The 26,437-nt window shown below is 35.0% G+C and carries 24 protein-coding genes; 18 read left to right on the top strand and 6 right to left on the bottom strand.

Annotated elements, in window-relative coordinates; genetic code table 11:
- Positions 1-14 precede the first annotated feature (14 nt).
- From D0T60_RS06875 to D0T60_RS06860, 4 genes are all read right to left on the bottom strand, one after another.
- Complete coding sequence (locus tag D0T60_RS06875) at positions 15-3,149, bottom strand: SusC/RagA family TonB-linked outer membrane protein (protein ID WP_163217418.1); 3,135 nt, start codon at positions 3,147-3,149, stop codon at positions 15-17.
- 632 nt (positions 3,150-3,781) lie between these two features.
- Positions 3,782-4,216 carry an N-acetylmuramoyl-L-alanine amidase gene (locus D0T60_RS06870; protein ID WP_163217417.1) on the bottom strand — a complete coding sequence of 145 codons (435 nt, stop codon included), beginning with the start codon at positions 4,214-4,216 and terminating at the stop codon, positions 3,782-3,784.
- A gap of 13 nt (positions 4,217-4,229) precedes the next feature.
- Positions 4,230-4,502, bottom strand: a complete 273-nt coding sequence (locus D0T60_RS06865; protein ID WP_203558299.1) for a hypothetical protein — start codon at positions 4,500-4,502, stop codon at positions 4,230-4,232.
- Between the two features lie 110 nt (positions 4,503-4,612).
- Positions 4,613-5,116: an HU family DNA-binding protein gene (locus tag D0T60_RS06860; protein ID WP_163217416.1), complete on the bottom strand. Its 504-nt coding sequence runs from the start codon at positions 5,114-5,116 to the stop codon at positions 4,613-4,615.
- A gap of 224 nt (positions 5,117-5,340) precedes the next feature.
- Here D0T60_RS06860 and D0T60_RS06855 point away from each other — a divergent pair, with 224 nt between their 5' ends.
- Positions 5,341-5,580, top strand: coding sequence for a DUF4248 domain-containing protein (locus D0T60_RS06855; RefSeq protein ID WP_163217415.1), 240 nt, complete (start codon positions 5,341-5,343; stop codon positions 5,578-5,580).
- A 221-nt stretch (positions 5,581-5,801) separates the two neighbouring features.
- On the opposite strand, the gene D0T60_RS06850 is transcribed toward D0T60_RS06855, so the two are convergent.
- The gene (locus D0T60_RS06850) at positions 5,802-7,973 is read right to left on the bottom strand and encodes a VapE domain-containing protein (protein WP_163217414.1); all 2,172 of its coding nucleotides are present in this window, start codon (positions 7,971-7,973) and stop codon (positions 5,802-5,804) included.
- 117 nt (positions 7,974-8,090) lie between these two features.
- Complete coding sequence (locus tag D0T60_RS06845; protein ID WP_163217413.1) at positions 8,091-8,390, bottom strand: hypothetical protein; 300 nt, start codon at positions 8,388-8,390, stop codon at positions 8,091-8,093.
- A gap of 677 nt (positions 8,391-9,067) precedes the next feature.
- Here D0T60_RS06845 and D0T60_RS06840 point away from each other — a divergent pair.
- The 17 genes from D0T60_RS06840 (at position 9,068) to gmd (ending at position 26,430) form a co-directional block, all read left to right on the top strand.
- Positions 9,068-9,589 carry a UpxY family transcription antiterminator gene (locus tag D0T60_RS06840; protein WP_163217412.1) on the top strand — a complete coding sequence of 174 codons (522 nt, stop codon included), beginning with the start codon at positions 9,068-9,070 and terminating at the stop codon, positions 9,587-9,589.
- Between the two features lie 177 nt (positions 9,590-9,766).
- A complete protein-coding gene (locus tag D0T60_RS06835; protein ID WP_203558298.1) occupies positions 9,767-11,197 on the top strand; it encodes a lipopolysaccharide biosynthesis protein in 1,431 nt (476 codons plus the stop codon).
- A complete protein-coding gene (locus D0T60_RS06830) occupies positions 11,194-12,030 on the top strand; it encodes a hypothetical protein (RefSeq protein ID WP_163217411.1) in 837 nt (278 codons plus the stop codon). The genes D0T60_RS06835 and D0T60_RS06830 overlap by 4 nt, the downstream gene beginning before the upstream one ends.
- On the top strand, positions 12,027-13,115 hold the full coding sequence (locus D0T60_RS06825; RefSeq protein ID WP_163217410.1) for a glycoside hydrolase family 99-like domain-containing protein: 1,089 nt from the start codon (positions 12,027-12,029) through the stop codon (positions 13,113-13,115). Before D0T60_RS06830 ends, D0T60_RS06825 begins: the two co-directional genes overlap by 4 nt.
- Positions 13,116-13,132: 17 nt before the next feature.
- Entirely contained in the window at positions 13,133-13,753 is a 621-nt protein-coding gene (locus tag D0T60_RS18995) for an acyltransferase (RefSeq protein WP_163217409.1), read from the top strand.
- Positions 13,753-14,958 (top strand): hypothetical protein, encoded by a 1,206-nt coding sequence (locus D0T60_RS06815; RefSeq protein WP_163217408.1) that lies wholly within the window; start codon positions 13,753-13,755, stop codon positions 14,956-14,958. The genes D0T60_RS18995 and D0T60_RS06815 overlap by 1 nt, the downstream gene beginning before the upstream one ends.
- Positions 14,945-15,742 (top strand): glycosyltransferase family 2 protein, encoded by a 798-nt coding sequence (locus D0T60_RS06810; protein ID WP_203558297.1) that lies wholly within the window; start codon positions 14,945-14,947, stop codon positions 15,740-15,742. Before D0T60_RS06815 ends, D0T60_RS06810 begins: the two co-directional genes overlap by 14 nt.
- Positions 15,739-16,824: a glycosyltransferase family 4 protein gene (locus D0T60_RS06805; RefSeq protein WP_163217407.1), complete on the top strand. Its 1,086-nt coding sequence runs from the start codon at positions 15,739-15,741 to the stop codon at positions 16,822-16,824. Before D0T60_RS06810 ends, D0T60_RS06805 begins: the two co-directional genes overlap by 4 nt.
- An 82-nt stretch (positions 16,825-16,906) precedes the next feature.
- The gene (locus tag D0T60_RS06800; RefSeq protein WP_203558296.1) at positions 16,907-17,482 is read left to right on the top strand and encodes a hypothetical protein; all 576 of its coding nucleotides are present in this window, start codon (positions 16,907-16,909) and stop codon (positions 17,480-17,482) included.
- A 19-nt stretch (positions 17,483-17,501) separates the two neighbouring features.
- Positions 17,502-18,623, top strand: coding sequence for a glycosyltransferase family 4 protein (locus tag D0T60_RS06795; RefSeq protein ID WP_163217406.1), 1,122 nt, complete (start codon positions 17,502-17,504; stop codon positions 18,621-18,623).
- 3 nt (positions 18,624-18,626) lie between these two features.
- Positions 18,627-19,679: an NAD-dependent epimerase gene (locus D0T60_RS06790; RefSeq protein WP_163217405.1), complete on the top strand. Its 1,053-nt coding sequence runs from the start codon at positions 18,627-18,629 to the stop codon at positions 19,677-19,679.
- Positions 19,676-21,007, top strand: a complete 1,332-nt coding sequence (locus D0T60_RS06785) for a UDP-glucose/GDP-mannose dehydrogenase family protein (protein WP_163217404.1) — start codon at positions 19,676-19,678, stop codon at positions 21,005-21,007. The genes D0T60_RS06790 and D0T60_RS06785 overlap by 4 nt, the downstream gene beginning before the upstream one ends.
- Positions 21,004-21,975, top strand: coding sequence for an NAD-dependent epimerase/dehydratase family protein (locus tag D0T60_RS06780; protein WP_163217403.1), 972 nt, complete (start codon positions 21,004-21,006; stop codon positions 21,973-21,975). Before D0T60_RS06785 ends, D0T60_RS06780 begins: the two co-directional genes overlap by 4 nt.
- 18 nt (positions 21,976-21,993) lie before the next feature.
- The gene (locus D0T60_RS06775; RefSeq protein ID WP_163217402.1) at positions 21,994-22,968 is read left to right on the top strand and encodes a glycosyltransferase family 4 protein; all 975 of its coding nucleotides are present in this window, start codon (positions 21,994-21,996) and stop codon (positions 22,966-22,968) included.
- A 2-nt stretch (positions 22,969-22,970) separates the two neighbouring features.
- Complete coding sequence (locus D0T60_RS06770) at positions 22,971-23,366, top strand: WbuC family cupin fold metalloprotein (protein WP_163217401.1); 396 nt, start codon at positions 22,971-22,973, stop codon at positions 23,364-23,366.
- Between the two features lie 49 nt (positions 23,367-23,415).
- Entirely contained in the window at positions 23,416-25,329 is a 1,914-nt protein-coding gene (locus D0T60_RS06765) for a nucleoside-diphosphate sugar epimerase/dehydratase (protein ID WP_163217400.1), read from the top strand.
- Positions 25,330-25,353: 24 nt separating this feature from the next.
- Complete coding sequence (gene gmd / locus D0T60_RS06760; RefSeq protein ID WP_163217399.1) at positions 25,354-26,430, top strand: GDP-mannose 4,6-dehydratase; 1,077 nt, start codon at positions 25,354-25,356, stop codon at positions 26,428-26,430.
- The last annotated feature ends 7 nt before the right edge of the window (positions 26,431-26,437 follow it).

The raw sequence follows: 26,437 nt of genomic DNA, 5'->3' as shown, positions 1-26,437 counted from the left end.
TTTGTTTTTTCAAATTAGAAAGTTACATTAACAGTCAATTGTGCTGTGCGAGCAAACGGATAGTCTATACCACGTTCTTGCTTGATGGTAGAGCAATGGAAAATGTTATTAAAAATAGCACGCACCGATAGGTTTTCGAGATGAGCTTTTTCCAACCAATTATGACCTGCGAAATCATAACCCACAGAGATAGATTCTCCTGAAAGCAAATTCTCTGTTTGCATAAAACGGCTTGACAAATAACTGGTGGTTCCTTTGATATCAGTAATGTCTTTGAATTTAGCATGATCTCCCGGTTTTATCCAGCGGTCATACAAAGCTCTTTTATCTTGGTTCTTTAGTAGAACTTTGTCTCTGTCAAGACCTTCAACACGATTTTGAAGAAAGGTATTCATTTTATCTTGTCGAATAATATAATGTAAGATAATTGAAGCACTCCAGCCTTTGTATACAAGGTTGGTGCTGATGCGTCCACTTAAATCGGGTTCAGAACTACCAATTCTCACTTCGTCGGCTTTGTCGTATGTAAAGGTGTATTCACCATTCTTCTTGATGAAAGTCTCTTTACCTGTTCCTGGGTCAATACCAGCCGATGGAACTGCCCAAAGGTCGTATTGACTATATCCATTGGCAAAGCGTCTTAAGCTAGATGCTTCATCGCGCATATAATCATTCAATTTGCTTAAGTCGCCCATTTTGCTGTATTTGGCGGTTTTGGAACTACCATTAATACCGATACCCCACAAAATTCTTTCGCTACCTCGGTTGATGATGTTGTAATTTGCTTTAAAGTCAATACCCTTAATAGTATTTCTACCCATGTTGGTTTGCAAATTTTCGCGACCAGTTGATGCCGGAAGGTCTAATCTGACGATCAATGGATCGGAAATTTTCTTATAGAGGTCAACCACCATTGAAAAACGACTGTTGCGAGTGGTCAGGTCAAATCCAAGATTATATTTAAGCGTTTTCTCCCAATCTAAACCGGTACTACCAAATTGATTGATATGCAATCCGTTACCAAATAAGTTGGCTTGTGTCATGTACTGGTAAGTAGTGGTGGTGTAATATTTAGAGTTATTGTTACCTGGATTTCCTACAGAGAAGCGAATTTTTAGCAAGTCAAAGAGGTCCTTGGCAAACTTTTCATGATGAATGTTCCAAGCAATACCAGTCGACCATGTGGTGGTGTATAGATTGCTGCTTCCAAAGTTGCTCGACCCATCATAGCGTAGGGTGGCATCAAATGCATAGCGCTGGTCAAACACATATCCTCCATTGATAAAGTAGTCGTTCGCACGAATTTCAGTTTGATTGTACTCAGGTTTTTTATTCGGTTCATTTTGCTGAGAAAATGAAGGATAAGGGATAACATCACTAGCAAATCCTACTGCTTTATATCCGTCAGTTATATATTTCTCGGAAGAAAGCTTTCCGGTCAATACCAAGTTAAGTTGGTGCTTTTCTTTAAATAATTTATAATATGCTGCAGTAATGTCTCCGGAATATTTGTTTCCGTCGTTGGTTGTCTTTTTATGCTCTCCACGTTCGTTGGCCACTGTGGTGGCAAAATCGGTATGGTAGGGCGATTTGAAAAGCTCAGATTTGTTGCGACGTAGTTCTACCATTAAGCGCCCTTGTATTTTTAAACCATCAATAGGGCGCCATTCGGCAAAGAAATTGTTTTTGAAAGTTAAATTCTTATTCTCATTGATGTGATTTAATCCCTCATTATACAATGGGTTGGGGCTGCGAAAGGGTTCATTCTTGGAAACTCCACCTCCATCTACTACGAATTCTTCCAAATATAGAGGTTGGGTTCCGGATACTTTTTCAAAATAAGGGTTTGCCTCGGCATATTCGGAGAATGATACAGGAGGATTCCATTCATTGTAAGACTCAATTGTAGTTTTGTTTTGGAATCGCATTTTATTGGTGCGATATTGAAGATCCACATTTAGCCCCAATAAATCATTGCCCGATTTTTTCATAGCTCCTTGGGTCTCACCATAATTCAGACCGAAGTTATAGATAAACGTATCATCACCACCGTTTACAGACACATTGTGTTTGTGCGAGAAACCTGTGCGAATCGGCTCTTTCAACCAATAAGTATCAACTCCGCTGAGTACATTTCTCAAGCGTTGGTTATAAAGCTCCTTGAAGTTATGATCTAAATAAGGATCATTACTATTGTAAGCTCCCGAAAGACGTTCAAATTCAATCTTTTCTGCTGCATTCATCAAATTATAATCGCTAAGGTCTGGAATGTCAAAACCGAAAGAACCGCCATATTCTACCCTTATTTTTCCTGGTTGTGGCTTAATGGTTTCAATAACAATAACTCCATTAGCGGCCTTCGAACCCCAGATAGCTGTTGATGCAGCATCTTTCAGTACAGTTAACGACTCAATGCGGTTGATGTTAAGGTTTACCACATCTCTGGCAGTAGCCTCAAAACCATCTATCACATATAGTGGTTGGTTAGGGTCGGTGGTATAATTGTTTCGCGGGTCGTTGATACTGGTTTTTCCTTGAATGTCAAGATCTGGCAATCTGTTGGGGTCGCTACCAAATAGTTCACTTTCTGTAATGGTAATAGAAGGATCCAATGATTTTAAACTTTGTAGAACGTTTTGCGAACCGATGTTTCTCAACTGATCCGTGTTAAAAGTTGCCGCCGATCCCGTAAAACTCTCTGCTTTACGCTCAAAGATACCGGTTACTACCACTTCGCTAATACTTTGGAAATCTTCTTCCATCAACACATTGATAGAGGGTTTTCCGTTCCACACTATATTAAGCGTTTTCATTCCGATGAATGTAAATTGCAACGTAATGCGATCGCGTTTAGCAACGTTTAGAGAGAAAGAACCGTCGGCATGACTGATTGTTCCCCCTCCTTTTTCGGAGTCGCTGATATTCACCCCGGGAAGCGGAGTGTTGGTTAGCCGGTCTCTCACGAAACCCTTGATAACAACGGTTTCCGGTCTTTTTTCTTGTTGCACCGATTCTGCAAAAACGGGCTCCGACGCATGAAGCGTGGCAGGACACCCAAAAATCAAAGTACCCACTGATAGCAGTGCTATCCTCTTTAAATGTTTTATACTCCAAATTCCGGAGCATGAACACTTGCGTTTTCTTTCCATAGGAACGTTATGAATTTAATTAATAGATTAAAAAAAGCATAAACTCTCTTAACATTAAAATTGCTATAATAGTTTAAAAAATACAACTGATCTATGATTAATTATCTGATATATACATTGTATTAAAGGCATTGTGAGTTAATAAAAATCAAAAAACAAATCTTTAAAACTGTGCAATTAATAAAACGTAAATAAAATAATGTAAAAACGAAAGTAGATATAAAACCTTAGATGAGCAAAACTATATAGTGCTTTTTCAGGGGAGAATGTTCTTAAACATAAGAATTTTTTGAGATCTTTTTTGTGCCTTTTATTCTGTTTTCATCCTTTTTTTATGCAAATTTCAATCGCTGTTTAGTTAGGTGTATCTTACATTTTGATAGAAAGTAGAGAGGTTGATAGTTGTCTTATTCGAGTAAAGTGATAAATTGAAAGTAAGCCAATTGAATGGCTTACTTGGACTGAAATTCTTATGAATTAAACTGTAGATGTAAATGAGTGATGGATTTGTAATGTATTGTTTTTGTTTCTTTTTGATGTGAAAATTACAATTTTACTTTCTTCTAATTTTTGGAAAAAGAATCTTTTGGAAATTGCAATGTATATATTTTGCATATAATTACGGTTTTCTCTCAACTCTCAACCTCAAAACACGGACATGCTTTAATCCACTCCTCCGGTTCTATCTCTCCATTGCCATTCAGATCCGGGCTTAAATCGCGGTGTCCGCATATCCGGCAGTGGGGAAATTCAGCAAGTAGTCCACCGGTTACAATTCTAAGAGAGCGCTTTTGTAGCTCCGTACGAGTGTCTTTGGGCTTTCCTTGGCTATCTAAGCCTCCCTCATAACAAATCCCGATGGAGTGTTGGTTATATCCTTTGGCATGTGCGCCTATCCTTTCAATGGGGCGTGTATTTATTATCTGTCCATCTTTGCGGATATAGTAGTGGTAGCCGGTACCGTTAAAACCACGGCGACGGTGGTCTCTATCTAAGTCGTGTTCCGTATAACACCTGTCTTCGCGCGTAGCAGAACAGTGAATGACGATTAAATTGATTTGTCTCATAATAGTTGTTTTTTTACGAACGTTGAGGGCAATTGTGTACACTGCATCTTTCTTGTTGGGCTTGCAGTACTTCTTCTCGTAGCCGGAATAATTCGCTATGCATCTCTGTTACCTTGTTGCTTAGCAGAAAATAGTCTTTCAACATTCTTTCCACCTGTTCCATCAGGAAGGTGTACTGACTCATTACTAAGTCGCTGAACTCTTTTAGTTCTTTGGCATTCTTTTTCTTTAGGAAAGGAAGAATGGCAAGGAGGCATTCTAATAGTTTTTGAATAATTGGTTTCATTTGAGTTTAAAGTTTGTAGTTTAAAGTTTTGAGTTTGTAGAAGATGTTTTTTTAGACACGGATGATACAGATTGCACGGATTTTAAAACACGGATACATATCTTACTACTTTATGCCGATGGATCAATAAATTCATCACCTCCGCCATTGTCGCCATTTCCTCCCCCGGTGTTGTCTCCGTTATCATCTTTGACTTCCTCGGTTACTCCGGTTGCCACATCGTAAAATTTAATACGGTCGCCGGCGCGTGTAGAGTTTAAGTTGGGTTTTACGCTGTTGGACGCACGGAAATTGATTTTTACGGTTTTGATGTTTTTCACACCACACTCTTTTTCGCTTTCCGAGCCGAAGGTACGGGCACCAAGGCTGAACACGCCAAAGTCTTTGATGTTGACCGACTGACCTCCATAGAGCAACGTGCGCATACACTCGGAAAAATTGGTTAATACACTCTTGATGTCTCCCAGAGAGAGGGAGCTGGCTTCTTTCATCAAATAGGCCACATCATCCAGATCGGCACTGTTACCCAAGGTAACCAGTTGTGGATAGTACTTGAAGTTGGATGCTGCATTTCGAGGATCCTTACGCTTCATTTTTTTGTAGGGTACGGGCATGGTTTTAATAATTTAGAATTAATAATTAAGAATTAAAAATGAGAGAGAAGGTAAGTTTTGATGGTTTCTTATCCCTTTTCTCTTTGCAAAAGTAATGGGTGGCTTTTCTATGAAATCGGGTTTCGGGAGTTTAGGAGAGTTGTTGGAAAAATAGGGGAAAATACTGTGATTTAAAAGGATATTTTACTATCTTTATGGGTGAATAATTATGTGTATATGTCCTAATGAAACAGCTTGTAACTGAAGAAAGTAACTTCCAGCCCAGAGCCTATACAAAGGCGGAATTAGCCACTTTATATAATCCTACGTCTTGTATTACGGTTGCCTTGAAAACCCTTTCCCGCTGGATGAAAGAGAATGAACTACTGATGGCGGAACTGGAAGCCGTTCGTTATAATAAATACCGGAGAACGTTTACTCCAAAGGAAGTGGGGATTATTGTAAAGTATTTGGGAGAACCGTAAAGCATTGAGTTATGAGGAGAAAGCAATGCATTAAGGGGGATAAGGTGATGGATTGTGGGGATAAGGCAATGGGTTTCACCACAGAGGACACTGAGGACACAGAGGAAAATAATTCTAACCTGGATTATTAGCAATTACCCCTTGGGGTAAAATTTGAATAACCCCCAGTGAAGCGAAGCGACTGGGGGTAGGTGGGGCATCACACAGGTGAACCTCTCCTCTCAAAACGGCAACTCCCCTGTTTTCTCAATCGGTTTTTCTTGCTGTTTGCGCGCATTCATATCTATCTCTTCCGGAGATAACATGATAACGCCATACTCGGTGATTCCCAGTTCATTTTTTCTTTTCCGGAATCCGTCTCTTTCCAGTATGTGTACTAGTATCTGTTGGGCTTGGGCGTTTGCCAGTGTGCGTCCATGTATGCTTAAGAAAGCCAGGATGGCGGCAGCAGGTTTCCATTTGGTGTCTAATGATCTTTCTGTGGCCTTTCGAAAGAAGATGTAGAGGTTTTCTTCCAACGGATCTTTGATGCGATGTTTTTCATTCCGGGCATTGATTGTGTCCACCTCGTTACCTTCGTACCAGTATTGAAAATCATTCTCTGCCAAGAATCGGGCCTGGCTAAAGATTCCTGTGTGATTAATGGGAGATTTGTAATCGATCTTTTTTACCGAAACTACCAGGAAACGCCTGGAACCGGTGTTGTCTTTCAGGAATTGAAGATTATTTGTACTCCCAATGAAGGAGGCTTTGCGAGGATAGGAATGTGCTTGTATGTCGTAAGGTTTACGGAGCGTGATGTTTTCGAGGGCGATGATGCGTTTCAGTTCTGCGATATCGCTTTGTTTAACCCCCTCAAATTCTTCCATATTAATGAGCAGACGCGTAGCGAGCATCATCATATCATCTTTGTTTCCCGGATCAATCATGCCGTTTCGGTAATATTCTTTGAGGGTGGGAGGCAACAGGTGGCGTATCCAAGTGCTTTTTCCTTTGCCTTGCCCGCCATGTAATAAGAGTACCAACTGGTTGGCTTCCTGTAATCCCATGGCGCAGGCTGTCATTCCGGTGATCCAGCGGCGCAGGGCATCGTTCCAAAACTCCGAGTCGTCTGTTTCGATGGTGGTTGCCAGCTGACCAATATAGTCGGTCTTTTCGTCCCAAGGTGGTAGCTGGGCGAAGTATCCGGTGATAGGATTATAATCTCGCGTGTATTCCGAATCGATAATGGCTTTGAGGTTTTGCTGTGAAAGCGGAATACCGGCCCGACAGATATGGAGGAAGATGGTATTAAAGTCTTTGAGGCGCATGGTTCGGAAAGTGGTGTTTTCTGCTTCTTTCTCTTTCATTTCCAATCGTTCCAGGATTACATTTCTCCGGAATAAAAAGTGTTCGTCCAGATATTCCAGTGCCCGCTGAGAAGGTGGTGTTTTGTCTTTTTCGGCCTTTTCGGTTTTATCGGTGTAGGTATACGCATTTCGGATGGGTTCATCGGTATTCCATCTGCCTCCTTCTCCAAACTCTTCGGCTGCCAGTTGCTGTACGATTTCCATCGATAATTTTCGTTTCATACATTTGTTGCCCAGGGCAAAAAGAAACGTGTTGTACTGTCCTTCGGTATAAGTATACTCTTTTTCAATGGCTTTTACACACTTGCGGTAGGCAAGGCGGATGCCCGGATCGATGCTGTCGGTAGTGGCGGGAGTCACACTTCGGGTAGTTTGTTTAATCCTTTTTTTGACAGTAGGTTCCGGCAATTGTGTGATAGGCGGAATTTTGTTCTGGCAGGCTTGCTCTAATCGTTCGGGAGAGAAGAAAGCCAATGGGTCATAAGAGGCAAATATTCCTCTTGAAAGATCTTTGCCCGAAGTGTCGACGGTAATTCCGGGTATTTGCTCATAGTGAAGTCGAGTTAACCGGTACATCTGTTCATGGTAATCTTCCAGTTTGCTGTAAGTTAACTCTGTGCCTTTCAGGTATAAATCTCTTAGTGTTTGAGCACTGGGTGTTTTTAGGTGAGCGATAATTTTGAAGCCATGTTGCTTCACAGTCAGGAAACAAAAAATAGTAGTCGGATCTTGTTCTATGAGCGGACGCAAGCGGAAGACCTCTTCATTGCTCAATCCGTCAATGTCAATTGTAATCAGGTCGTTATAAGCGGCAATGCTGTGGGGTTGTCGTTCGTGGTGATACAGTGTGGTGATCGTAAAAAAGTCCAGTTGCCTCTTTACCCGGTTTGCCTCCTCTAATTTTCCGGAGGAAATCAGTCGTTGAATTTTGCTGATAGATTTGGCGTATTTGTCGGATTGTATCATCAAAACAAGTTGCTCGATGGTGATATGACCGGTTACTTTGCTAAACCCTTGGTAGGCTGTTACATTAATTTCTTTCATACGTTTTGTGTTTTATGCATCCCCTGTGGATACGTTTTGATTATTATTTGGCAAATATCCGTCTTTGAAATGGAATGATCAAATAGAGATATTTGCCATCAATATTCTAACTAATTGTTACTCAATACCATACTCTTTTTCGTTCTTTTCTTTGATATAAGTATGTATCAGAGTTTCAAGAGATTGAATACCAAGACTCTGTTCCGGGTTCTTCAGTGTACGGAAGTCGAACACCAGGTCTATGATGCGTGTAATCTCTCGTACACTGCGGGGCTTTTCTCGATTTGGCTCATTATCTGCCAGCCGGAGAAACAACTCAATAATTTGCTCTCTATCAGCATTTATCACTATTCTTTGTGAGTTATACTCTACCATACGAAGGATTCTGTTTACTTCCTCTGTTTTCTTGTTTACCATAATGATGCAATTTGCATCTGTCAGCTGTACGGTTTTTACTGTTTTAGAGATTTTTTAGTCATAAATTCAATTTTAAATTAAAAAAGCTGCAAAAATATTTTTTTTTAGTTTATAGTTTGAAGTTTATAGTTTAAAGTTTATAAAGCTACATGCTAACTCTCAACTTTAAACTATAAACTAAAAACTATAAACTTAAATATATATATCTTTTCTTTTTTTTCATACCTGTTTAGAGGTGGTACCACCTCCGCTAATGCATAAAAAAAGGTTTTAAAAGAACAGGGAAACGGGCGCGCGGGCGCGTTCTTATTATGCAGCAAGAATTAGGAGATGGAAAACAAGCACTTTTTGGGAGTGTGAACCTCTCGTTTTAACTAAAAAAAAGGTGGTTCTGTAGGTTGTTGTGTTCGTACTTAAAGCATAGCCCCTATCTGTGGGTGCTTGCTTTTTTTATCGTTAATATTTTCGATTCCTTTAAGAATAATTTTGTTCTTTATTGAAAAGATTTTAACTTTGTGTCTTTAATCAGTAAATAGAGTGATATTTTGTGCTTTTGAGAAAGCAAATCATTCTGTTTTGGTGTAAAAAATGAGTCGTTTTGAACAGGATTTTAATGTCTTGTCCAAAACGCGAAGCGTTCTAAAAACAATCAAAATAACCACGAAATATAATTGCAAATGGCTGAGCAACAGGAGTTTTGGTTTGCTGCCCGTACTCGTAGGGATCAGGAGTTTGCTGTTCGTGATGCGTTGAAAAAGTTGAATGTTGAATACTTCCTGCCTACCAGAAAAATAGTTAGAGAGTTGAAATATCGCCGAAAGATGGTGGAAGTGCCTGTTATCCGGAATGTGATATTTGTTAGAGCCACTAAAGATAGGGCTTGCTCTATAGCCAATGACTACGGCGTGCAACTCTTCTACATGAAAGATTTATCTACTCATTCTATGTTAGTTGTACCAGACAGACAGATGAAAGATTTTATGTTTGTAATGGATATAGCTCCCGATGGCGTAAGCGTTGAGACTGAGCCATTTACAGTAGGAGAAAAAGTACGAGTGGTAAAGGGAGATTTCTGTGGTATTGAAGGAGAACTGATGAGCATAGCGAATAAAACGCATGTGATGATAAGAATTCCGCAGGTGATGGCGGTGACGGTGAGGGTGCCGAAGAGGTTTGTGGAGAAGGTGAAGGTTGTGTAGTTGAGAATTTCAATTTATAAACTAATGAACCAATATGTAAATAATTAGCTTTTGGATTTCAATGAACAGAACTCAATTAATGTATTGGTAGGAAGTCTAAATATAAGATAAGAACTGAAAAGCAAAAAGTATTAGGCATTCATAAATGTGTGATTGTTTTCTTGTAAATATTTCAATATGTTGAAAAGTAAATCTGTTAAAGGACTATTGTGGAGTGCCATTGATCGTTTTTCTGTACAAGGAATGCAATTTGTAATAGGTGTTGTTATCGCTCGTTTTGTTTACCCATCAGAGTTTGGGCTAATTGCAATGTTAGGTGTTTTTTTGGCTATCGCGCAAAGTTTTGTTGATAGTGGTTTTTCAAGTGCTTTAATACAAAAAAAAAATAGAACTGCAATTGATTATTCAACCGTTTTTTTTATAAATATATTTATTTCTGTTATAGCATATTTTTTGTTATGGATCGCTTCTCCTTTCATAGCTTCGTTTTATGAGGAACCACAATTAATCTTATTGTCTAGATGTATTGGATTGAACGTTGTCATTTTAGCTTTCTCAGTTGTGCAGCGAGCAAGATTAGTTATAAAGTTAGATTTTAAAACTCAGGCAAAAGCTTCTTTGATTTCTGTAAGCTTAAGTGGGATAATTGGTATATACTTAGCTTATCAAGGATATGGAGTTTGGGCTTTGGTTGTACAAACATTATTAAATAATTTATTAGGTGTGATATTGTTATGGATTTTTGCTAAATGGTTGCCTCAGTTTATTTTCTCAATAAAATCGGCTAAAAAACTTTTCGCTTTTGGATCAAAATTACTGATGTCAGGGTTGCTTCATACCATTTATGTAAATTTGTATAGCCTAGTTATTGGAAAGGTGTATTCTGCAACTGATGTTGGATTCTACAATAGAGCAAACTCAATAGCATTATTCTCATCAAGTAATATAGTACAAGTGATAACTCGAGCTATTTATCCAATTCAATGCGAATTCCAAGATGATATGGTGAAATTGTTAGTGTCCTTTAAAAAATATTTAAGATTTTCATGTTTTATTATATTCCCATTGATGATAGGAATTTCAGTGCTCTCTGATTCTTTAATTTTGTTAATTTTAACGGATAAATGGTTGCCTTCAGCAAAATTATTGTCAATTATATGTATTGCTTATATGTGGAGCCCAATAATGATGATAAATAATCAAATGCTAAATGTTAGAGGTAGGAGTGATTATTTTTTTAAAGCAGAAATAATAAAAAAAATAATAGCAATAATTATTTTATTTCTAACTTTACCTTTTGGTGTTGAGGTTTTGTGTTGGGGGATTTTGTTTTATAGTATTTTGGATATTGTTATTATTATAGCTTTTGTAAAACGTGTTGTGCCAACAGGTTATGTGGCTCAGATCAAAGAAATACTTCCTATTTTTGTTCTTTCCTGTCTTATGGGAATAGTAATGAAAATATCTATATCGGTTATTGATAATGAAGTTTGGAAAATTATAGTTGGTTTCATGGTAGGAATAATGTTTTATTTTTCAATAGGACATCTTTTTAATATCCGAGAATTCAGAACTATAGGTTCTTTTTTTAAGAAAAAGAAGTTATGAAATTGTTGGCAGTTGTTATTACCTATTATCCGGATCTGGCGCTTCTTCGTGAGAATATTTTAAAATACATAGATTTTGTTGATAAATTAGTAATATGGGAAAATACTCCTGTTTTTGAGCGAGAAAAATATTCTATACATTTTGCAGATTATGAAAACAAAATTATGTATAAAGGAACTATGAAAAATGAAGGTATTGCATATCCTTTAAATGTCATAGCAAAATGGGGAATTGAGAAAGGCTATTCTCATTTGTTAACAATGGATCAGGATAGCCTTTTTAATGATTTTAGAAAGTATATATATACTGTGGGGCAAAATGTTGATCAAAACAATCCTATGTGTTATACTCCGAATCCGAATAATCGTTTCCCTAAAAATGGTAATATTTTTTATTTAGATCCGATAACATCAGGAGCTATTTATGATTTAAGAATTTTCTCCGTTGTTGGTTTTTTTAAGGAACAATATTTTATTGATGCTATTGATACAGAGTTTTGTTATCGTTGTCACATAAATGATGTGAAAACGTTACTGATTTCTGATAGTTTAATTATTCAGAGGTTTGGAGATACTAGTAAAACTAAGTTTGGAATTTATATATCAAACTATTCTTCTTTTAGAATATACTATATTATCCGGAATCATATATTTTTATGGAGAGAATATTCACATATTATGCCTAAAGATAAAAAGAAGTGGTTTTTTTATTCAGTTTTATTAAAGTGGCCATTTAAGATTTTATTGTTAGAAAAGAATAAAAAAGTTAAAATTGAATCCTATCTAAAAGGACTTTTAGTAGGATTATTTACTCGTATAGAAAGAAGATTATGAATAAACCAAGATTAATATCGTTCTATTTGCCCCAATTTTATCCTACTCCTGAAAATGATGAATGGTGGGGAAAAGGATTTACGGAATGGACAAATGTAGGTAAGGCTCAGCCATTGTTTAAAGGACATTATCAACCCAAAGTTCCTACAGATTTAGGATATTATGATCTGAGAATTCCAGAGGTAAGAATTGAACAAGCAAAGTTGGCAGCAGATGCTGGAATAGAAGGCTTTTGTTATTGGCATTATTGGTTTTCTGGATATCGACTTTTGGATAGAGTATTTGAAGAAGTATTAGAGACAGGTAAGCCTGATTTTCCTTTCTGCTTATGCTGGGCAAATCATTCTTGGTATGCAAAAACATGGAAAGCAGATATAGCAGACAAACTGTTGATAAAGCAAGAATATCCAGGGCGTGAAGATTATATAAATCATTTTTATGCCCTTTTGCCAGCATTTCGAGATGAAAGATATATAAGAGTTGATAATAAACCTTTATTTGCTATATTTGCTCCTAAGGATATACCAAATGTTAAAGAATTTATTTGTTTATGGAATGAATTAGCATTGAAGAATGGTTTATCTGGCATTCATTTTGTGGCTTTTACCTTCTTTGAGGAAGATATAGAGTTATTTTTAAAATTAGGTTTTGATGCTGTTACATATGATTGCATAAAAGGTATATTTGATGATCGTATTTTTTTTAGTGTTTGCTTTAGGAAGTTGATAAAAAAAATCTTAGGTATTCCTCGGAAATATAAATATGAAGAATACACCAAATATTTATTAAATCATGTGGATTTTAAGAAAAAACAACTTTATCCTTGTGTTTTGCCAAACTTTGATCATTCGCCAAGAAGTCAAAAAAATGGACTCATTTTAACGAATTCTACTCCAGAAAAATGGGGTGAGCTGTTGGGAAATGTTTTAATGCGTATGACAGAAAATACTAAAGATAGTCGCCATAATATATTATTTATTAAAGCATGGAATGAATGGGGGGAAGGTAATTATTTGGAACCAGATTTAAAATATGGCAATGGCTTTCTGAATGTTATGCGCGATTTGATGGAAGAATATAGATAATTTTATAGTTTTGTAATATGGGTATTCATTACTATTTGGGACGTTTTTTTCGATTTCCGAGAAGATTGACTTCACACTTTTATATAATTTGGAATCGTTTGCTATTTAACGTTGTTGGTGTGAATTTTGGTTCTAATTTACGGATTTATGATCGAATTTTTCTTCAATTAGGAAGAGGTGGAAGTGTACATATTGGTAATGATTTCTTTTTCACTAGTGCAAATGCTTATAATCCATTATCAAGAAATATAAGAGGTTGTATAAGAGTAAATCCAAATGCTAAACTTATTATTGGTAATAATGTAGGAATAAGTTCTGCGTGTTTGTGGGTTAATGAATATGTAAATATTGGTGATAATGTGAAAATAGGAGGTGATTGTATTATTTTAGATAGTGACGCTCATAGTCTTAATTATCTTGATCGACATAGTACAAATAATGATTTGTTGAATACTAAGAAAAGTCCGATATTTATTGGAAATGATGTTTTAATAGGAACAAGAACCATAATATTAAAGGGGGTTAGAATCGGAGACCGAGCTGTAATTGGTAGTGGTAGTGTTGTGACAAAAGATATTCCTAATGATTGTATAGCAGCAGGAAATCCATGTAGAGTAATAAAGAAAAATGAGCGTTAATGCAGATTGCACAGAATATTATATTGTGTTTTATTTTTTGTTCTGTTTTTACAAACGCATTTGCTGTCTCATCTTTTGTGAATATTCCTACTTTTATATCATTAATATTATGTGTTGTTTTCTTTTGTCATGTAAAATGGCATAAAATAATACTAAAGCCAAGTTTGTTATATATAATTTGGGCTATACTAACTTTTTCTCTCTTTTTATTTTCTGAAGCAAATAAAGCTTTGAACCACTGGGTGATGTGGACTTGGTCTTTTTTTATTTTTTATTTTGTGGTAAAAAAAACATTGTTATATGTAATAAGTTTATCTTCTGTTTTTTTTTATAAGATTTTTAATGTTCTGTCTTTTACTGTATTCTTTGCATCTGTATTTGCCATATTTGAGTTTTTTGCAGTTAATTTTTCAGGAATAGATTTAAATTTATATATTCCTCGTGGTAGCGTGGAGGAATATCAACCTTTAGCTCTAACTTTTATTAGAGCAAGATCTTTTATGGAAGAGTCTGGGCAATTTTCTTTTTTTCTTGAATGTTTTGCTCCTATATCTATAGGTTGGATATTTATAAATTCAAAAAAAAAGAAAGTGGTAAGAATTATATATGTATCAGTAGTTGTAATATCTTTATTTGTGACATTTAGTGCTTATGGTTTTGTTGCATTATTAATGTCGTTAATAGTCTTTTTTTATTATTTTATAGTTTATTCGGAGAGTGCTGCTGTTTTTTTTAAAAAAACATTTTTTATTTTGATTAGTATTGTACTAGCGTCTCTATTTTTATCTACCTTTATTGATCAAGCTTTGGAGGTAGTAAATATTAAGTTGGATGGTAGCACTTCAATGAATGAAAGAACCAGTCGATTTGAAGGGATACTTCCATATTTGAAAGGGGTTAATTTGTTTATTGGATATGGACCCGCTGCTCATGAAACACTAGGAATAGGTTCATTTATATCTTCATACCTTGTAGTGTTGATGAGTACTGGGATTTTGGGATTAATACTTTTTGTCACATTTTTGATTAATCATTTTTCAGTTATCTTAAGTATAGAAGACTATAGATGGAGGTGTTGTTTTGTTATCTCTTTTGTTACTTCTGTAGTCCATTTGATGTTTGTAGATATGATAATTTACCCATGGTTTTGGCTATTGCTATCATTGCTTTATTGTGTTAAATATAATAAGAATGTTGAAGATTAGTGTAATTACAGTTTGTTATAACAGTGAACGTTATATTAAGAATACTATTGAAAGTGTTCTTAATCAGACGTATCATAATATTGAATATATAATAATTGATGGAAATTCAACTGACAGCACTATTAATATAATTCAGCAATATTTGAGTAGAATATCATATTTTGTTTCTGAACCAGACAAAAATATGTATGATGCAATAAATAAGGGAATGAAAAAAGCTACTGGGGATTATATTGCAATTTTAAATTCAGATGATTTTTATTTAAATGAGCATGTAATAGAGCGCCTTGTTGATGAATTGAAGAAGGAGAAGAATAGCTATTCAGGAATATATGGAAATTTATTAAAATATGATGCAGATAATAAATTTATAAAGAAGAAAAAAGGTATACCGACCAACTATAAGACACTCCTTTGTTCGAAGAAATTAACTTTTGTGGGGCATGGCACATTATTTGTGTCACGAAGTGCTTGTTTGAAAGCCGGAGATTATGATTATGTAAATCTTAAAGCTGCCGCTGATTATGATTATGTACTTAGACTATTTAGCCAAAATAGATTTAAATACTCAGATGTGGATATTATGGGGTTTAGGGTACATTCAGAAAGCATAACCTCTTCAGGTGCGATTAATGAAGAAATAAATTTCGTATTACGAAAAAATTCGTATGATAAGATTCCATACGTATATAGGAAAATGCTTTTTCTGGTATCTTGGGGGCATTTTGTTCTTAGGAATATTAAATATTTGAAAATATCCAATTTTAGATTTCTAGTAAAGTGAAAGTTGTGCATGTAATTTATTCATTGGAGATTGGGGGAGCTCAAAGGTTATTGTCAGAAATATTGCCATTAACAATGAATAGAGGTCTTGATGTCTCAGTGCTCGTTTTTTTTAGATTACATAACGATTTTGAACGAAAAATAGAAGATGCTGGTATAGAAATTATTTCTTTGGATACAAAGACGAAATTTTCAATAAAAGTCTTTATTACTTTGGTGCGAATCCTTAACAAATGGGATATTGCTCATGTTCATTTGTTCCCTGCTTTATATATAGTTTCATTGTTAAGCTTCTTTTTTCCTTCTTTAAGATTGGTCTACACAGAACATAGTACTCATAATAAACGTAGAAACAGAAAAAAATTAAGAAATGTGGAGCGTTTTATATACGGTAGATATAAGCGAATAATTTCAATAAGTACTCAAACTCAAGATAAACTCTTGAAATGGCTAAATATAAAAAATGAGAATTCTCAATTTGTTATTATTGAGAATGGTGTAAATCTGACAGATTACTCTTTCTACATTGGTCAAGAAAATCAAGAGAAAAAAAATATATTAATGGTTTCGAGATTTTCTGATCAAAAGGATCAAGTTTCATTAATACGTGCTTTAGAATATATAAAAACCCCTGATGTATATGTCTTTTTTGCTGGGGAAGGTCCTAATCTGGAAAAATGTAAAAAAATGGCAAAAGAAAGTGATCTTTATGACCGGATCAAGTTCTTGGGGAATAGAAGTGATATACCCAAATTGATAGCAGAATCATATATTGGAGTGCAATCTTCAATTTGGGAAGGTTTTGGACTGACTGCGGTTGAATTTATGGCTGGAGGGAAGCCAATAATAGCATCAAATGTTGATGGGTTGAAGCAGGTTGTAGAAGGTGCAGGGCTCTTGTTTGAAGTTGGAGATTATAAGGAACTTGCTTGTAAGATAGACATACTCTTAAATAATAAATCATACTATAAAATGATTTCTAAAAGATGTATTAAGCGCTCGGAAGAATATAATATTAATAGTATGGTAGATAAATATATTAACATTTATGAAAGTTTGATGAATTGCAACTCACATGATTAAGAGTCTATGTAACATATTGAGTATAAGTGCTAGATCGGTATATTTTAATCTGAAATATTTGCCATTCAAGCAAGCTATAAAGATGCCTATTCTTCTTTCGAAGAAAGTATATTTACGTGGATTTGCTGGGAAGATTATTTTGGATTGTAATATCATTCCTGGTATGATAAAAATTGGTTTTGGTAATGTTGGCATATTTGATGAAAAGAAGACAAGAAGTATTTGGGATGTTCGCGGAACAGTAATATTTAGAGGTAAAGCTAATATTGGACATGGAACGAAAATATCCGTTGGAGATAAAGGGGTACTTGTTTTTGGACGGAATTTTATGATATCGGCAGCATCATCTATAATTTGTGTCTCTAATATTGAATTTGGAAATGATTGTTTGTTGTCATGGGATATTTTAATTATGGATACAGATTTTCATAAGATTATAAACTCAAATGATCAAATATTAAATACGCCTTCATCAATTGTTATAGGTAATCATGTCTGGATTGGTTGTAGATGTTTGATCCTGAAAGGAACTGTAATTCCCAATAATGTTGTTATTGGAGCAAATGTTGTTTTAACTCGAAAATTGAGTGTTGAGAATTGTGTTTATGCTGGAAATCCTGTGAAATGTGTAAAAGAAGATGTCTCATGGGAGCTGTAATGTTTAATGGATCGATTTTATGAAACTTTTTCTTGTAGTTAATGTTGATTGGTTTTTCCTTTCGCATCGAAAAGAAATAGCCCTTGAAGCTCAAAAAGAAGGATATGATGTTACTATTGTAACAAAAGATACAGGAAAGAAGAGCGAAATTCAACATTTAGGCTTAACCGTGATTGATTTGCCAATGAGTCGTTCTGGGCGAAATATCTTGAAAGAGTTGTATGTTTGTAGTTTTCTTTACAAACTATACAAAAAAGAAAAACCGCAAATCGTACACCATGTAGGGTTGAAAACTATTTTGTGGGGAACATTGGCTGCCAAATTGGCAAAGTTGCCTGGAATTGTAAATGCTGTAAGTGGTTTGGGTATAATTTTCTCTACAGAGAATAGATCATTGATTTCAAAAATGGTACCCAAAATACTACAGTATTCTCACCAATGTAAAAAAGTGGCTGTTATTTTTCAAAATAATGAGGATAAATCTTTATTCATTAATAAAGCTATAATAAAAAATGAACAGGCATATCTGATTAAAGGTTCAGGTGTTGATTTAAATAAATTTTTTTATACTTCAGAGCCAGTATCAGAGAAAATAAGAGTGTTATTAACTGCAAGAATGCTTGTTGAGAAAGGGATTTTTGTATTAATTGATGCTGCGCAGAAATTGAAGAAAGAGTATCAGAATAAAGTTGAATTTATAATTTGTGGAGGAATTGACGATAGCCCTAATGCAATAAAAGAAGAAGAGTTGAGAGCTGTTTGTGATGGAGAATATATACAATGGTTAGGATACAGGTCTGATATTTTTGAATTATTGCAAAGTTCCCATATTGTAGCTTTTCCTTCATATTATAAAGAGGGATTGCCGAAATCATTAATTGAAGCTACGGCAGTTGGGCGTCCTATCATAACAACCCAATCAATTGGCTGTAAAGAGACTGTTGAAGATGGAATTAATGGATATCTTATCCCTGTGAAAAACAGTGATCTGTTAGCAGAGAAATTAAAACTTTTATTCGAAAATAAAGAGCTAAGAAAGAAAATGGGGCAAAACTCTAGATCCTTGGCAGAAAGAGATTTCTCAATTGCGAATGTTATTCAGAAACATTTAGATATATATAAAGCATTATCAAACAGTTAGAGTATGAAAATTTTGGTTACTGGTGCAGCAGGCTTTATTGGTTCCTATGTTTGTAGAAGACTGCTTGAACATAATAATATTGTTGTTGGATTAGATAATCTGAATGATTATTATGATGTTCAACTTAAATATGATAGATTATCTTTTTTAGGAATAAATCAAGATAAGATTAGATGGTATGAATTTATTCAAAGTCATTTATTCTCTAAATTTCGGTTTATTCAGATAAATCTGAATGATAAGCAGGCTATTCAAATGCTTTTTGCTAATGAAAAATTTGATATAGTTTGTCATTTAGGTGCACAAGCTGGGGTTAGATACTCATTGGAAAATCCTTGTGCATATTTGGATAGTAATATAAATGGTTTTTTAAATATACTAGAAGGTTGTCGGCATTATCCAGTTAATCATTTAGTATATGCTAGTTCTAGTAGTGTTTATGGCTTAAATGGAAAAACTCCATTTTCAGAAAAAGATAGTATCGCTCATCCGGTAAGTTTATATGCTGCTACAAAAAAGTCAAATGAGTTAATGGCGCATACATACAGTTATTTGTATAAGATACCTTCAACAGGATTACGCTTTTTTACTGTGTATGGACCTTGGGGTAGGCCAGATATGTCTCCATTCCTTTTTATAGATTCGATATTAAGAGGTAAGTCTATAAAAATATTTAACAAAGGGGATATGTTGCGTGATTTTACATATATTGATGATATTGTGGAGGGTGTAATTAGAGTGATAGATTCTATTCCTGCTCCAGATATAGGCTGGGATGCAAATTATCCTATGCCTAATTCATCAAGTGCTCCATATAAAATTTTCAACATAGGGAATTCACATCCAGTAAAGCTTATGGATTATATACAAATAATAGAAAATACAGTAGGGCTCGAGGCAAAAAAAGTATTTTTGCCTATGCAGCCGGGAGATGTTTATCAAACAAATGCAGATACAACTTTATTGGAAAGCGCAATTGGTTTTAGACCCAATACATCACTATATAGAGGAATTGAAAAAACGGTAGAATGGTTTAAAAAATATTATAATTTATGAATATTGCAATTGTTGGCACTGGTTATGTTGGATTAGTAACAGGTACTTGTTTTTCTGAGATGGGAGTTCATGTAACTTGTATTGATGTACTTGAAGAAAAAATTAACAATTTAAAGAAAGGTATACTTCCTATTTATGAACCAAGTTTAGATGAGATGGTAATGAGAAATCATCAGGCTGGACGTTTGAACTTTACAACAGATTTAACTTCATGTTTGGATGATGTCGAAATTGTGTTTAGTGCTGTTGGTACCCCACCAGATGAAGATGGAAGCGCTGATTTGAAATATGTACTTGAAGTCGCACGTTCTATAGGTAAGCATCTAAATAAATATATACTTGTGGTGACTAAAAGTACTGTTCCTGTAGGAACTGCGCAGAAGGTTAAAGCAACTATACAAGAAGAATTAGATAAAAGAGGAGTAAGTGTTAAATTTGATGTAGCATCTAATCCGGAATTTCTGAAAGAAGGAGATGCCATTGATGATTTCATGAAACCTGATAGAGTTGTTGTTGGGGTTGATTCAGAAAAAGCTAAGGAACTCATGGGGAAATTGTACAAACCTTTTATGATGAATAATTACCGACTGATTTTTACGGATGTACCTTCGGCTGAAATGATTAAATATGCTGCCAACTCAATGTTAGCTACACGGATTAGTTTTATGAATGATATTGCAAATTTATGTGAACTTGTAGGTGCTGATGTGAATATGGTTCGTAAAGGCATTGGCGCTGATACTAGAATTGGTCATAAGTTTCTTTATCCAGGTTGTGGGTATGGTGGCTCATGTTTTCCTAAAGATGTGAAAGCGTTGATAAAAACGGCAGAAAGAGAAGGATATTCCATGAAAGTTTTAAATGCTGTGGAAGAAGTAAATGAAAAGCAGAAAAGAATCCTTTTTCAGAAATTATTGCAATATTTTAAAGGTAATTTGCGTGGAAAACGTTTTGCTTTATGGGGATTGGCTTTTAAACCAGAAACAGATGATATGCGTGAAGCTCCTTCATTAGTTTTAATAGATATGATGGTAAATGCTGGTGCCATTGTTAAAGTCTATGATCCAATTGCTATGAATGAATGTAAACGTAAAATTGGTGAGATTGTTGAATATGCTTCATGTATGTATGATGCAGTTTTGGATGCTGATGCATTGATATTGGTTACAGAATGGAAGGAGTTTCGCTTACCTAGCTGGGGAGTAATAAAAAGAACAATGAATACTCCTCTTATCTTAGATGGTCGTAATATCTATGATGAAAAAGAATTAAAAGATTTAGGTTTTAAATATAGTGGTATAGGAAAAAATAAGAGTTTGATTTTATGAATATACTTATCACTGGTATTCACGGTTTTGTGGGCTCAAATTTAGTCTCTTCTTTAAAGAATAAACACTCTCTTTATGGATTAGATATCATAACTCCTTTAAAAGATGAAATAAAGCAAACTTATTCTTGGAAAGATATAGAAACCACTTCTTTTCCTTTGAAGAATTTACCTCAATTCGATGTAATCATTCATTTAGCAGGTAAAGCACATGATACAAAGAACCAATCTAAGGCTGAAGAGTATTTTGATATAAATACAGGACTTACTAAAAAAATATTCGATTTATTTCTAGAATCAACAGCTAAGAAATTTGTATTTTTTAGTTCAGTAAAGGCAGCAGCAGATACTGTTTTGGATGATCTTCTAAGCGAAGATGTTATTCCAAATCCAGTGGGACCTTATGGCGAAAGTAAAATAGCCGCAGAAGACTATATTCTTTCCCGCTCGAATAATTTAGATATAAATTCAAAACAAATATATATCCTTCGCCCTTGTATGATTCATGGACCAGGTAATAAAGGGAATTTGAATTTATTGTATAGTGTTATTCGAAAAGGAATTCCTTGGCCTCTTGGTGCTTTTGAGAATAAACGATCGTTTACTTCAATTGATAATTTATGCCATGTCATTGATGCATTAATATTGAAAGATGTGCTTTCTGGTATATACCATATAGCAGATGATGAAGCACTTTCTACAAATGAATTGATAGATGTTATGTGTAGAGCTATGGGGAAGAAATCTCATATTTGGAAGCTAAATACCTCCTTGATAACTACTTGTGCAAGAATAGGAACATGGTTGCATTTACCTTTAAACACAGAAAGATTGCAAAAGTTAACTGAAAATTATGTTGTTTCCAATGAAAAAATAAAAAAAGCATTAGAGATTGAAAAAATGCCGGTTACAGCGAAAAACGGACTGATTAAAACTATCCAATCATTTTCGGATTTAGGCACAGAATAACAATAGAAGTAAAAAGCCATGTACTTTATCATCCTATTTGTTCTGCTCTTCTTGGCAGAACTTCTTTACTTCAAAATCGCAGATAAATATAACATCATCGATAAACCCAATGAACGAAGTTCCCATACCCGTATAACTTTGCGAGGAGGAGGAATTATTTTCTATTTGGGTGCAATAACGTATTCTCTATCTACTCACTTTGCATATCCTTGGTTTATGATCGGCCTTACACTAATTACAATTATTAGCTTCATTGACGATATTCGTTCGGTATCTCAGAAAATACGTTTGGTTTTTCACTTTGTTGGGATGGGATTCATGTTTTATCAATGGGGCGCACTTGAATCACAATGGACATGGTGGTATATGATTATTGCTACAGTTTTTTGCATTGGGATTATCAATGCTTATAATTTCATGGATGGTATCAATGGTATAACCGGTGGATATTCATTAATCGTATTATTGGCGCTGGGATACATCAATGAATTTATCATATCATTCATTGATAATCGATTTATAGGTGTATTGATCCTGGCTATAATGGTTTTCAATTTCTTTAATTTCAGAAAGAAGGCAAAATGTTTTGCCGGTGATGTTGGTTCAATTAGCATAGCTTTCACTATTGTTTTTTTGATTGGACAATTAATATTAGTAACACACGATTTCAGCTATATCATATTGTTGGTGGTTTACGGAGTAGATTCTATATTAACTATAGTACACCGGATATTACTTCATGAAAACATTGGTTTACCACACAGAAAACATTTATATCAGATTCTGGCTAATGAATTAAAAATGCCACATATAGCCGTTTCGACTATTTATATGTGTATACAAACTATAATTATTGCAGGATTTGTAATGGTGCATTCGTATGGTTATGGATATTATTATCTGTTAGCTACTATTCTTTTATTAAGTTTGGTCTATGTGTTATTTATGAAAAGCTACTTTTATTTACACTTGAATAAATCAGAAATAAAATAAACATGCAACTTATAGATAATCAATTATTGGCAAAAGTAAGCCAACAGGCACAAGAAAGTCAACGTTTGCGCATGAATTATAATTTTCATGATGCATTAGATGCACCAGCTCAACGTTTGCTTAATGCTTTGCAGATAGGAACAGATTTACCAATTCATAGACATCAGCATACAGCAGAAACGTATATTTTGCTTCAGGGAGAACTGAAAGTACTTTATTATAATGATAATAAGGAGGTAACAGAAACTGCTATATTGAATCCGTTGAAAGGAAATCATGGTATTCATATCCCGGCAGGCCAATGGCATACCATTGAAGTGTTGGCTTCTGATTCTGTTATTTTTGAAGTAAAAGATGGACCTTATATTTCACTTAGTGCAGATGATGTGTTGAAATAATGTCGCTGAAAAATGATTACTAAACCTTAAATGTTAAATGCAGATAAAAATGAGACTGAATTTTTTTTCGAAATATATTTCTTCTAATGTATTGCCTATCTGGACTATTTTGTTGATTGATGTAGTTATTATTGTTTTTTCTTGTTTATTGGCTTTTGTGCTGCGATATGATTTTTCAGCTTTGTTTACCGATGGAGCTGTTGTGCAAAAAACAGTATTGTGGACTGTTGCTGTTAATCTAATATTCTTCAGAGTATTTCGTACATATTCCAATGTGTTACGCTTTTCTTCATTTGTAGATATAATGCGTATATTTATATCGTTGACTGTGTCTTATGGAGTGCTGATAATTGTGAGTCTTCTTTTGAACTCCTTTGCAAGCCTACAAATTGCAGGATCAAGTGTGTTGGCAATTTCTTTCGTTGTGAATTTTTCTATGATGGCTTGCTCTCGTGTGGCGGTGAAGATGTTTTATGAAATGCTTAATTTCGATAATGGACATCGTATGAATGTATTTATTTATGGTGCCAAAGAGACAGGGGTAAACATCGCAAAGTCTTTGCGCGTGAATCTTAGAAATCATTATCGTTTGCGTGGTTTTATAGCCGATGAACCTGAATTAATTAACAAAGTAATGATGGGGGTAGATGTGTATCCTAATGATGATAGTATTTTTGATCACTTGGATAATAAATCGGTAAAAACAATTATAGTTTCTCCTGCCAAAATGGATGCTTTGAAAGAATCTGAAATGACAGATAAACTATTAGCTCATAACATACGTTTACTGGCAGCTCCTCCTTTGCGTGAATGGAAAAGCACAACATTGGAGCCTACACAAATAAAAGAAATTCAGATTGAGGATTTATTGCAAAGGAAACCTATTGAGGTGGATTTAAGGAAAATTGCATCTCATCTGGAAGGAAAGCGTGTATTGATAACAGGGGCTGCGGGGTCCATCGGAAGTGAAATTATGCGGCAGGTAGCAAATTTTAATCCTTATAAATTATTATTGATTGATCAGGCTGAAACCCCATTGCATGATGTTCGATTGGAATTACAGGATCGTTGGCGTAATTTGAATACACAGACCATAGTGGCTGATATAACCAATAAAACTCGCATGGAAAAAATATTTAAAGAGTTCAAACCTCAATATATTTTTCATGCAGCAGCATATAAACATGTACCAATGATGGAAGATAATGTTTCTGAATCCGTTCAGGTAAATGTGGGTGGTACTCGTATACTTGCTGATTTGGCTGTAAAATATGAAGCTGATAAATTTGTGATGATTTCAACAGATAAGGCTGTGAACCCTACAAATGTAATGGGATGTTCGAAGAGATTAGCCGAAATTTATGTGCAGTCTTTAGCTAAGAAACTAGAGATAGAAGGAAAACCTTCTGTAAAATTCATTACTACCCGATTTGGCAATGTACTTGGATCAAATGGTTCAGTTATACCACGTTTCCGGGATCAAATACAACGTGGAGGTCCGGTAACTGTTACTCATCCGGAAATTATACGGTATTTTATGACTATACCTGAGGCATGTAGGTTAGTGCTTGAAGCTGGTAGTATGGGAAATGGTGGAGAAATCTATATTTTCGATATGGGAAAACCTGTGAAAATTGTGGATTTGGCTAAACGAATGATTAGTCTTTCTGGACGTTCTGATGTGAAAATTGAATTTACAGGATTACGTCATGGTGAGAAACTCTATGAGGAATTGCTGAATGATAAGGAACTAACAAAACCAACCTATCATGAAAAAATAATGATTGCTAATGTACGCGAATATGACTATAACGAGGTTAATGAACTATTACAGGGGTTGATTGATTTGAGTTACACGTATGATCAAATGCAAATTGTAGCAGCAATGAAAAAAATTGTTCCTGAGTTTCTTAGTAAGAATTCATGTTTTGAATGTTTGGATCAAGATAATATAAGCAAATAAACTAACAAAGAATGTTATAAATAAATGAAAAAAATAGCCCTAATCACCGGTATCACCGGCCAAGACGGCTCATTCCTTGCCGAATTTTTATTAGAAAAAGGATATGAAGTTCATGGTATCATCCGTCGTTCTTCCTCATTCAACACCGCTCGTATCGAACATCTCTACTTAGATGAATGGGTACGCGATATGAAACAACAACGTTTGATTAATCTTCATTATGGAGATATGACAGACAGTAGCTCCCTAATTCGTATCATTCAACAAGTACAGCCGGACGAAATCTATAACCTGGCCGCACAAAGCCACGTAAAAGTATCATTTGATGTACCTGAGTATACAGCAGAAGCAGATGCCGTAGGCACATTACGCATGCTGGAAGCTATTCGTATTCTGGGTTTAGAGAAAAAAACGAAAATATATCAAGCTTCTACCTCCGAACTTTATGGAAAAGTACAGGAAGTTCCTCAAAAAGAAACGACTCCTTTCTATCCTCGTTCTCCTTATGGGGTGGCTAAACAATATGGTTTTTGGATTACTAAAAACTACCGTGAAAGCTATGGTATGTATGCTGTAAATGGTATCCTATTTAATCATGAAAGTGAAAGACGTGGAGAAACCTTTGTAACCCGTAAGATTACATTGGCAGCAGCACGTATCGCTCAAGGATATCAAGATAAACTATACTTAGGAAACTTAGATTCTTTGCGTGACTGGGGATATGCCAAAGATTATGTGGAGTGTATGTGGTTGATTCTGCAGCATGATACACCGGAAGACTTTGTAATTGCTACTGGCGAATACCATACTGTGCGCGAGTTCTGTACCTTAGCTTTTAAAGAAGTAGGTATCGAGTTGCGTTGGGAAGGAAATGGCGTAGAAGAGAAAGGGATAGATACAGCTACCGGAAAAGTGCTGGTAGAGGTAGACCCCAAATTCTTCCGTCCGGCAGAGGTGGAAGAGCTATTGGGCGACCCCACCAAAGCCAGAACTCTGTTAGGTTGGAACCCAACCAAAACAAGTTTTGAAGAGTTGGTGAAAATCATGGTAACACATGATATGAAGTTTGTTAAGAAGCTACATACGAAAATTGAAAATTGAGAGTTGA

The sequence above is a fragment of the Bacteroides sp. 224 genome, from assembly GCF_010500995.1.
Lineage (GTDB): Bacteria > Bacteroidota > Bacteroidia > Bacteroidales > Bacteroidaceae > Bacteroides.
This window is presented reverse-complemented; position numbering and strand designations above follow the sequence as displayed.

Excerpts from the sequence above, each read along its gene's own strand:
- D0T60_RS06875 (WP_163217418.1), bottom strand. The coding sequence starts at position 3,149 with ATGGAAAGAAAACGCAAGTGTTCATGCTCCGGAATTTGGAGTATAAAA.
- D0T60_RS06870 (WP_163217417.1), bottom strand. The coding sequence starts at position 4,216 with ATGAGACAAATCAATTTAATCGTCATTCACTGTTCTGCTACGCGCGAA.
- D0T60_RS06865 (WP_203558299.1), bottom strand. The coding sequence starts at position 4,502 with ATGAAACCAATTATTCAAAAACTATTAGAATGCCTCCTTGCCATTCTT.
- D0T60_RS06860 (WP_163217416.1), bottom strand. The coding sequence starts at position 5,116 with ATGCCCGTACCCTACAAAAAAATGAAGCGTAAGGATCCTCGAAATGCA.
- D0T60_RS06855 (WP_163217415.1), top strand. The coding sequence starts at position 5,341 with ATGAAACAGCTTGTAACTGAAGAAAGTAACTTCCAGCCCAGAGCCTAT.
- D0T60_RS06850 (WP_163217414.1), bottom strand. The coding sequence starts at position 7,973 with ATGAAAGAAATTAATGTAACAGCCTACCAAGGGTTTAGCAAAGTAACC.
- D0T60_RS06845 (WP_163217413.1), bottom strand. The coding sequence starts at position 8,390 with ATGGTAAACAAGAAAACAGAGGAAGTAAACAGAATCCTTCGTATGGTA.
- D0T60_RS06840 (WP_163217412.1), top strand. The coding sequence starts at position 9,068 with ATGGCTGAGCAACAGGAGTTTTGGTTTGCTGCCCGTACTCGTAGGGAT.
- D0T60_RS06835 (WP_203558298.1), top strand. The coding sequence starts at position 9,767 with ATGTTGAAAAGTAAATCTGTTAAAGGACTATTGTGGAGTGCCATTGAT.
- D0T60_RS06830 (WP_163217411.1), top strand. The coding sequence starts at position 11,194 with ATGAAATTGTTGGCAGTTGTTATTACCTATTATCCGGATCTGGCGCTT.
- D0T60_RS06825 (WP_163217410.1), top strand. The coding sequence starts at position 12,027 with ATGAATAAACCAAGATTAATATCGTTCTATTTGCCCCAATTTTATCCT.
- D0T60_RS18995 (WP_163217409.1), top strand. The coding sequence starts at position 13,133 with ATGGGTATTCATTACTATTTGGGACGTTTTTTTCGATTTCCGAGAAGA.
- D0T60_RS06815 (WP_163217408.1), top strand. The coding sequence starts at position 13,753 with ATGCAGATTGCACAGAATATTATATTGTGTTTTATTTTTTGTTCTGTT.
- D0T60_RS06810 (WP_203558297.1), top strand. The coding sequence starts at position 14,945 with ATGTTGAAGATTAGTGTAATTACAGTTTGTTATAACAGTGAACGTTAT.
- D0T60_RS06800 (WP_203558296.1), top strand. The coding sequence starts at position 16,907 with ATGCCTATTCTTCTTTCGAAGAAAGTATATTTACGTGGATTTGCTGGG.
- D0T60_RS06795 (WP_163217406.1), top strand. The coding sequence starts at position 17,502 with ATGAAACTTTTTCTTGTAGTTAATGTTGATTGGTTTTTCCTTTCGCAT.
- D0T60_RS06790 (WP_163217405.1), top strand. The coding sequence starts at position 18,627 with ATGAAAATTTTGGTTACTGGTGCAGCAGGCTTTATTGGTTCCTATGTT.
- D0T60_RS06785 (WP_163217404.1), top strand. The coding sequence starts at position 19,676 with ATGAATATTGCAATTGTTGGCACTGGTTATGTTGGATTAGTAACAGGT.
- D0T60_RS06780 (WP_163217403.1), top strand. The coding sequence starts at position 21,004 with ATGAATATACTTATCACTGGTATTCACGGTTTTGTGGGCTCAAATTTA.
- D0T60_RS06775 (WP_163217402.1), top strand. The coding sequence starts at position 21,994 with ATGTACTTTATCATCCTATTTGTTCTGCTCTTCTTGGCAGAACTTCTT.
- D0T60_RS06770 (WP_163217401.1), top strand. The coding sequence starts at position 22,971 with ATGCAACTTATAGATAATCAATTATTGGCAAAAGTAAGCCAACAGGCA.
- D0T60_RS06765 (WP_163217400.1), top strand. The coding sequence starts at position 23,416 with ATGAGACTGAATTTTTTTTCGAAATATATTTCTTCTAATGTATTGCCT.
- gmd (WP_163217399.1), top strand. The coding sequence starts at position 25,354 with ATGAAAAAAATAGCCCTAATCACCGGTATCACCGGCCAAGACGGCTCA.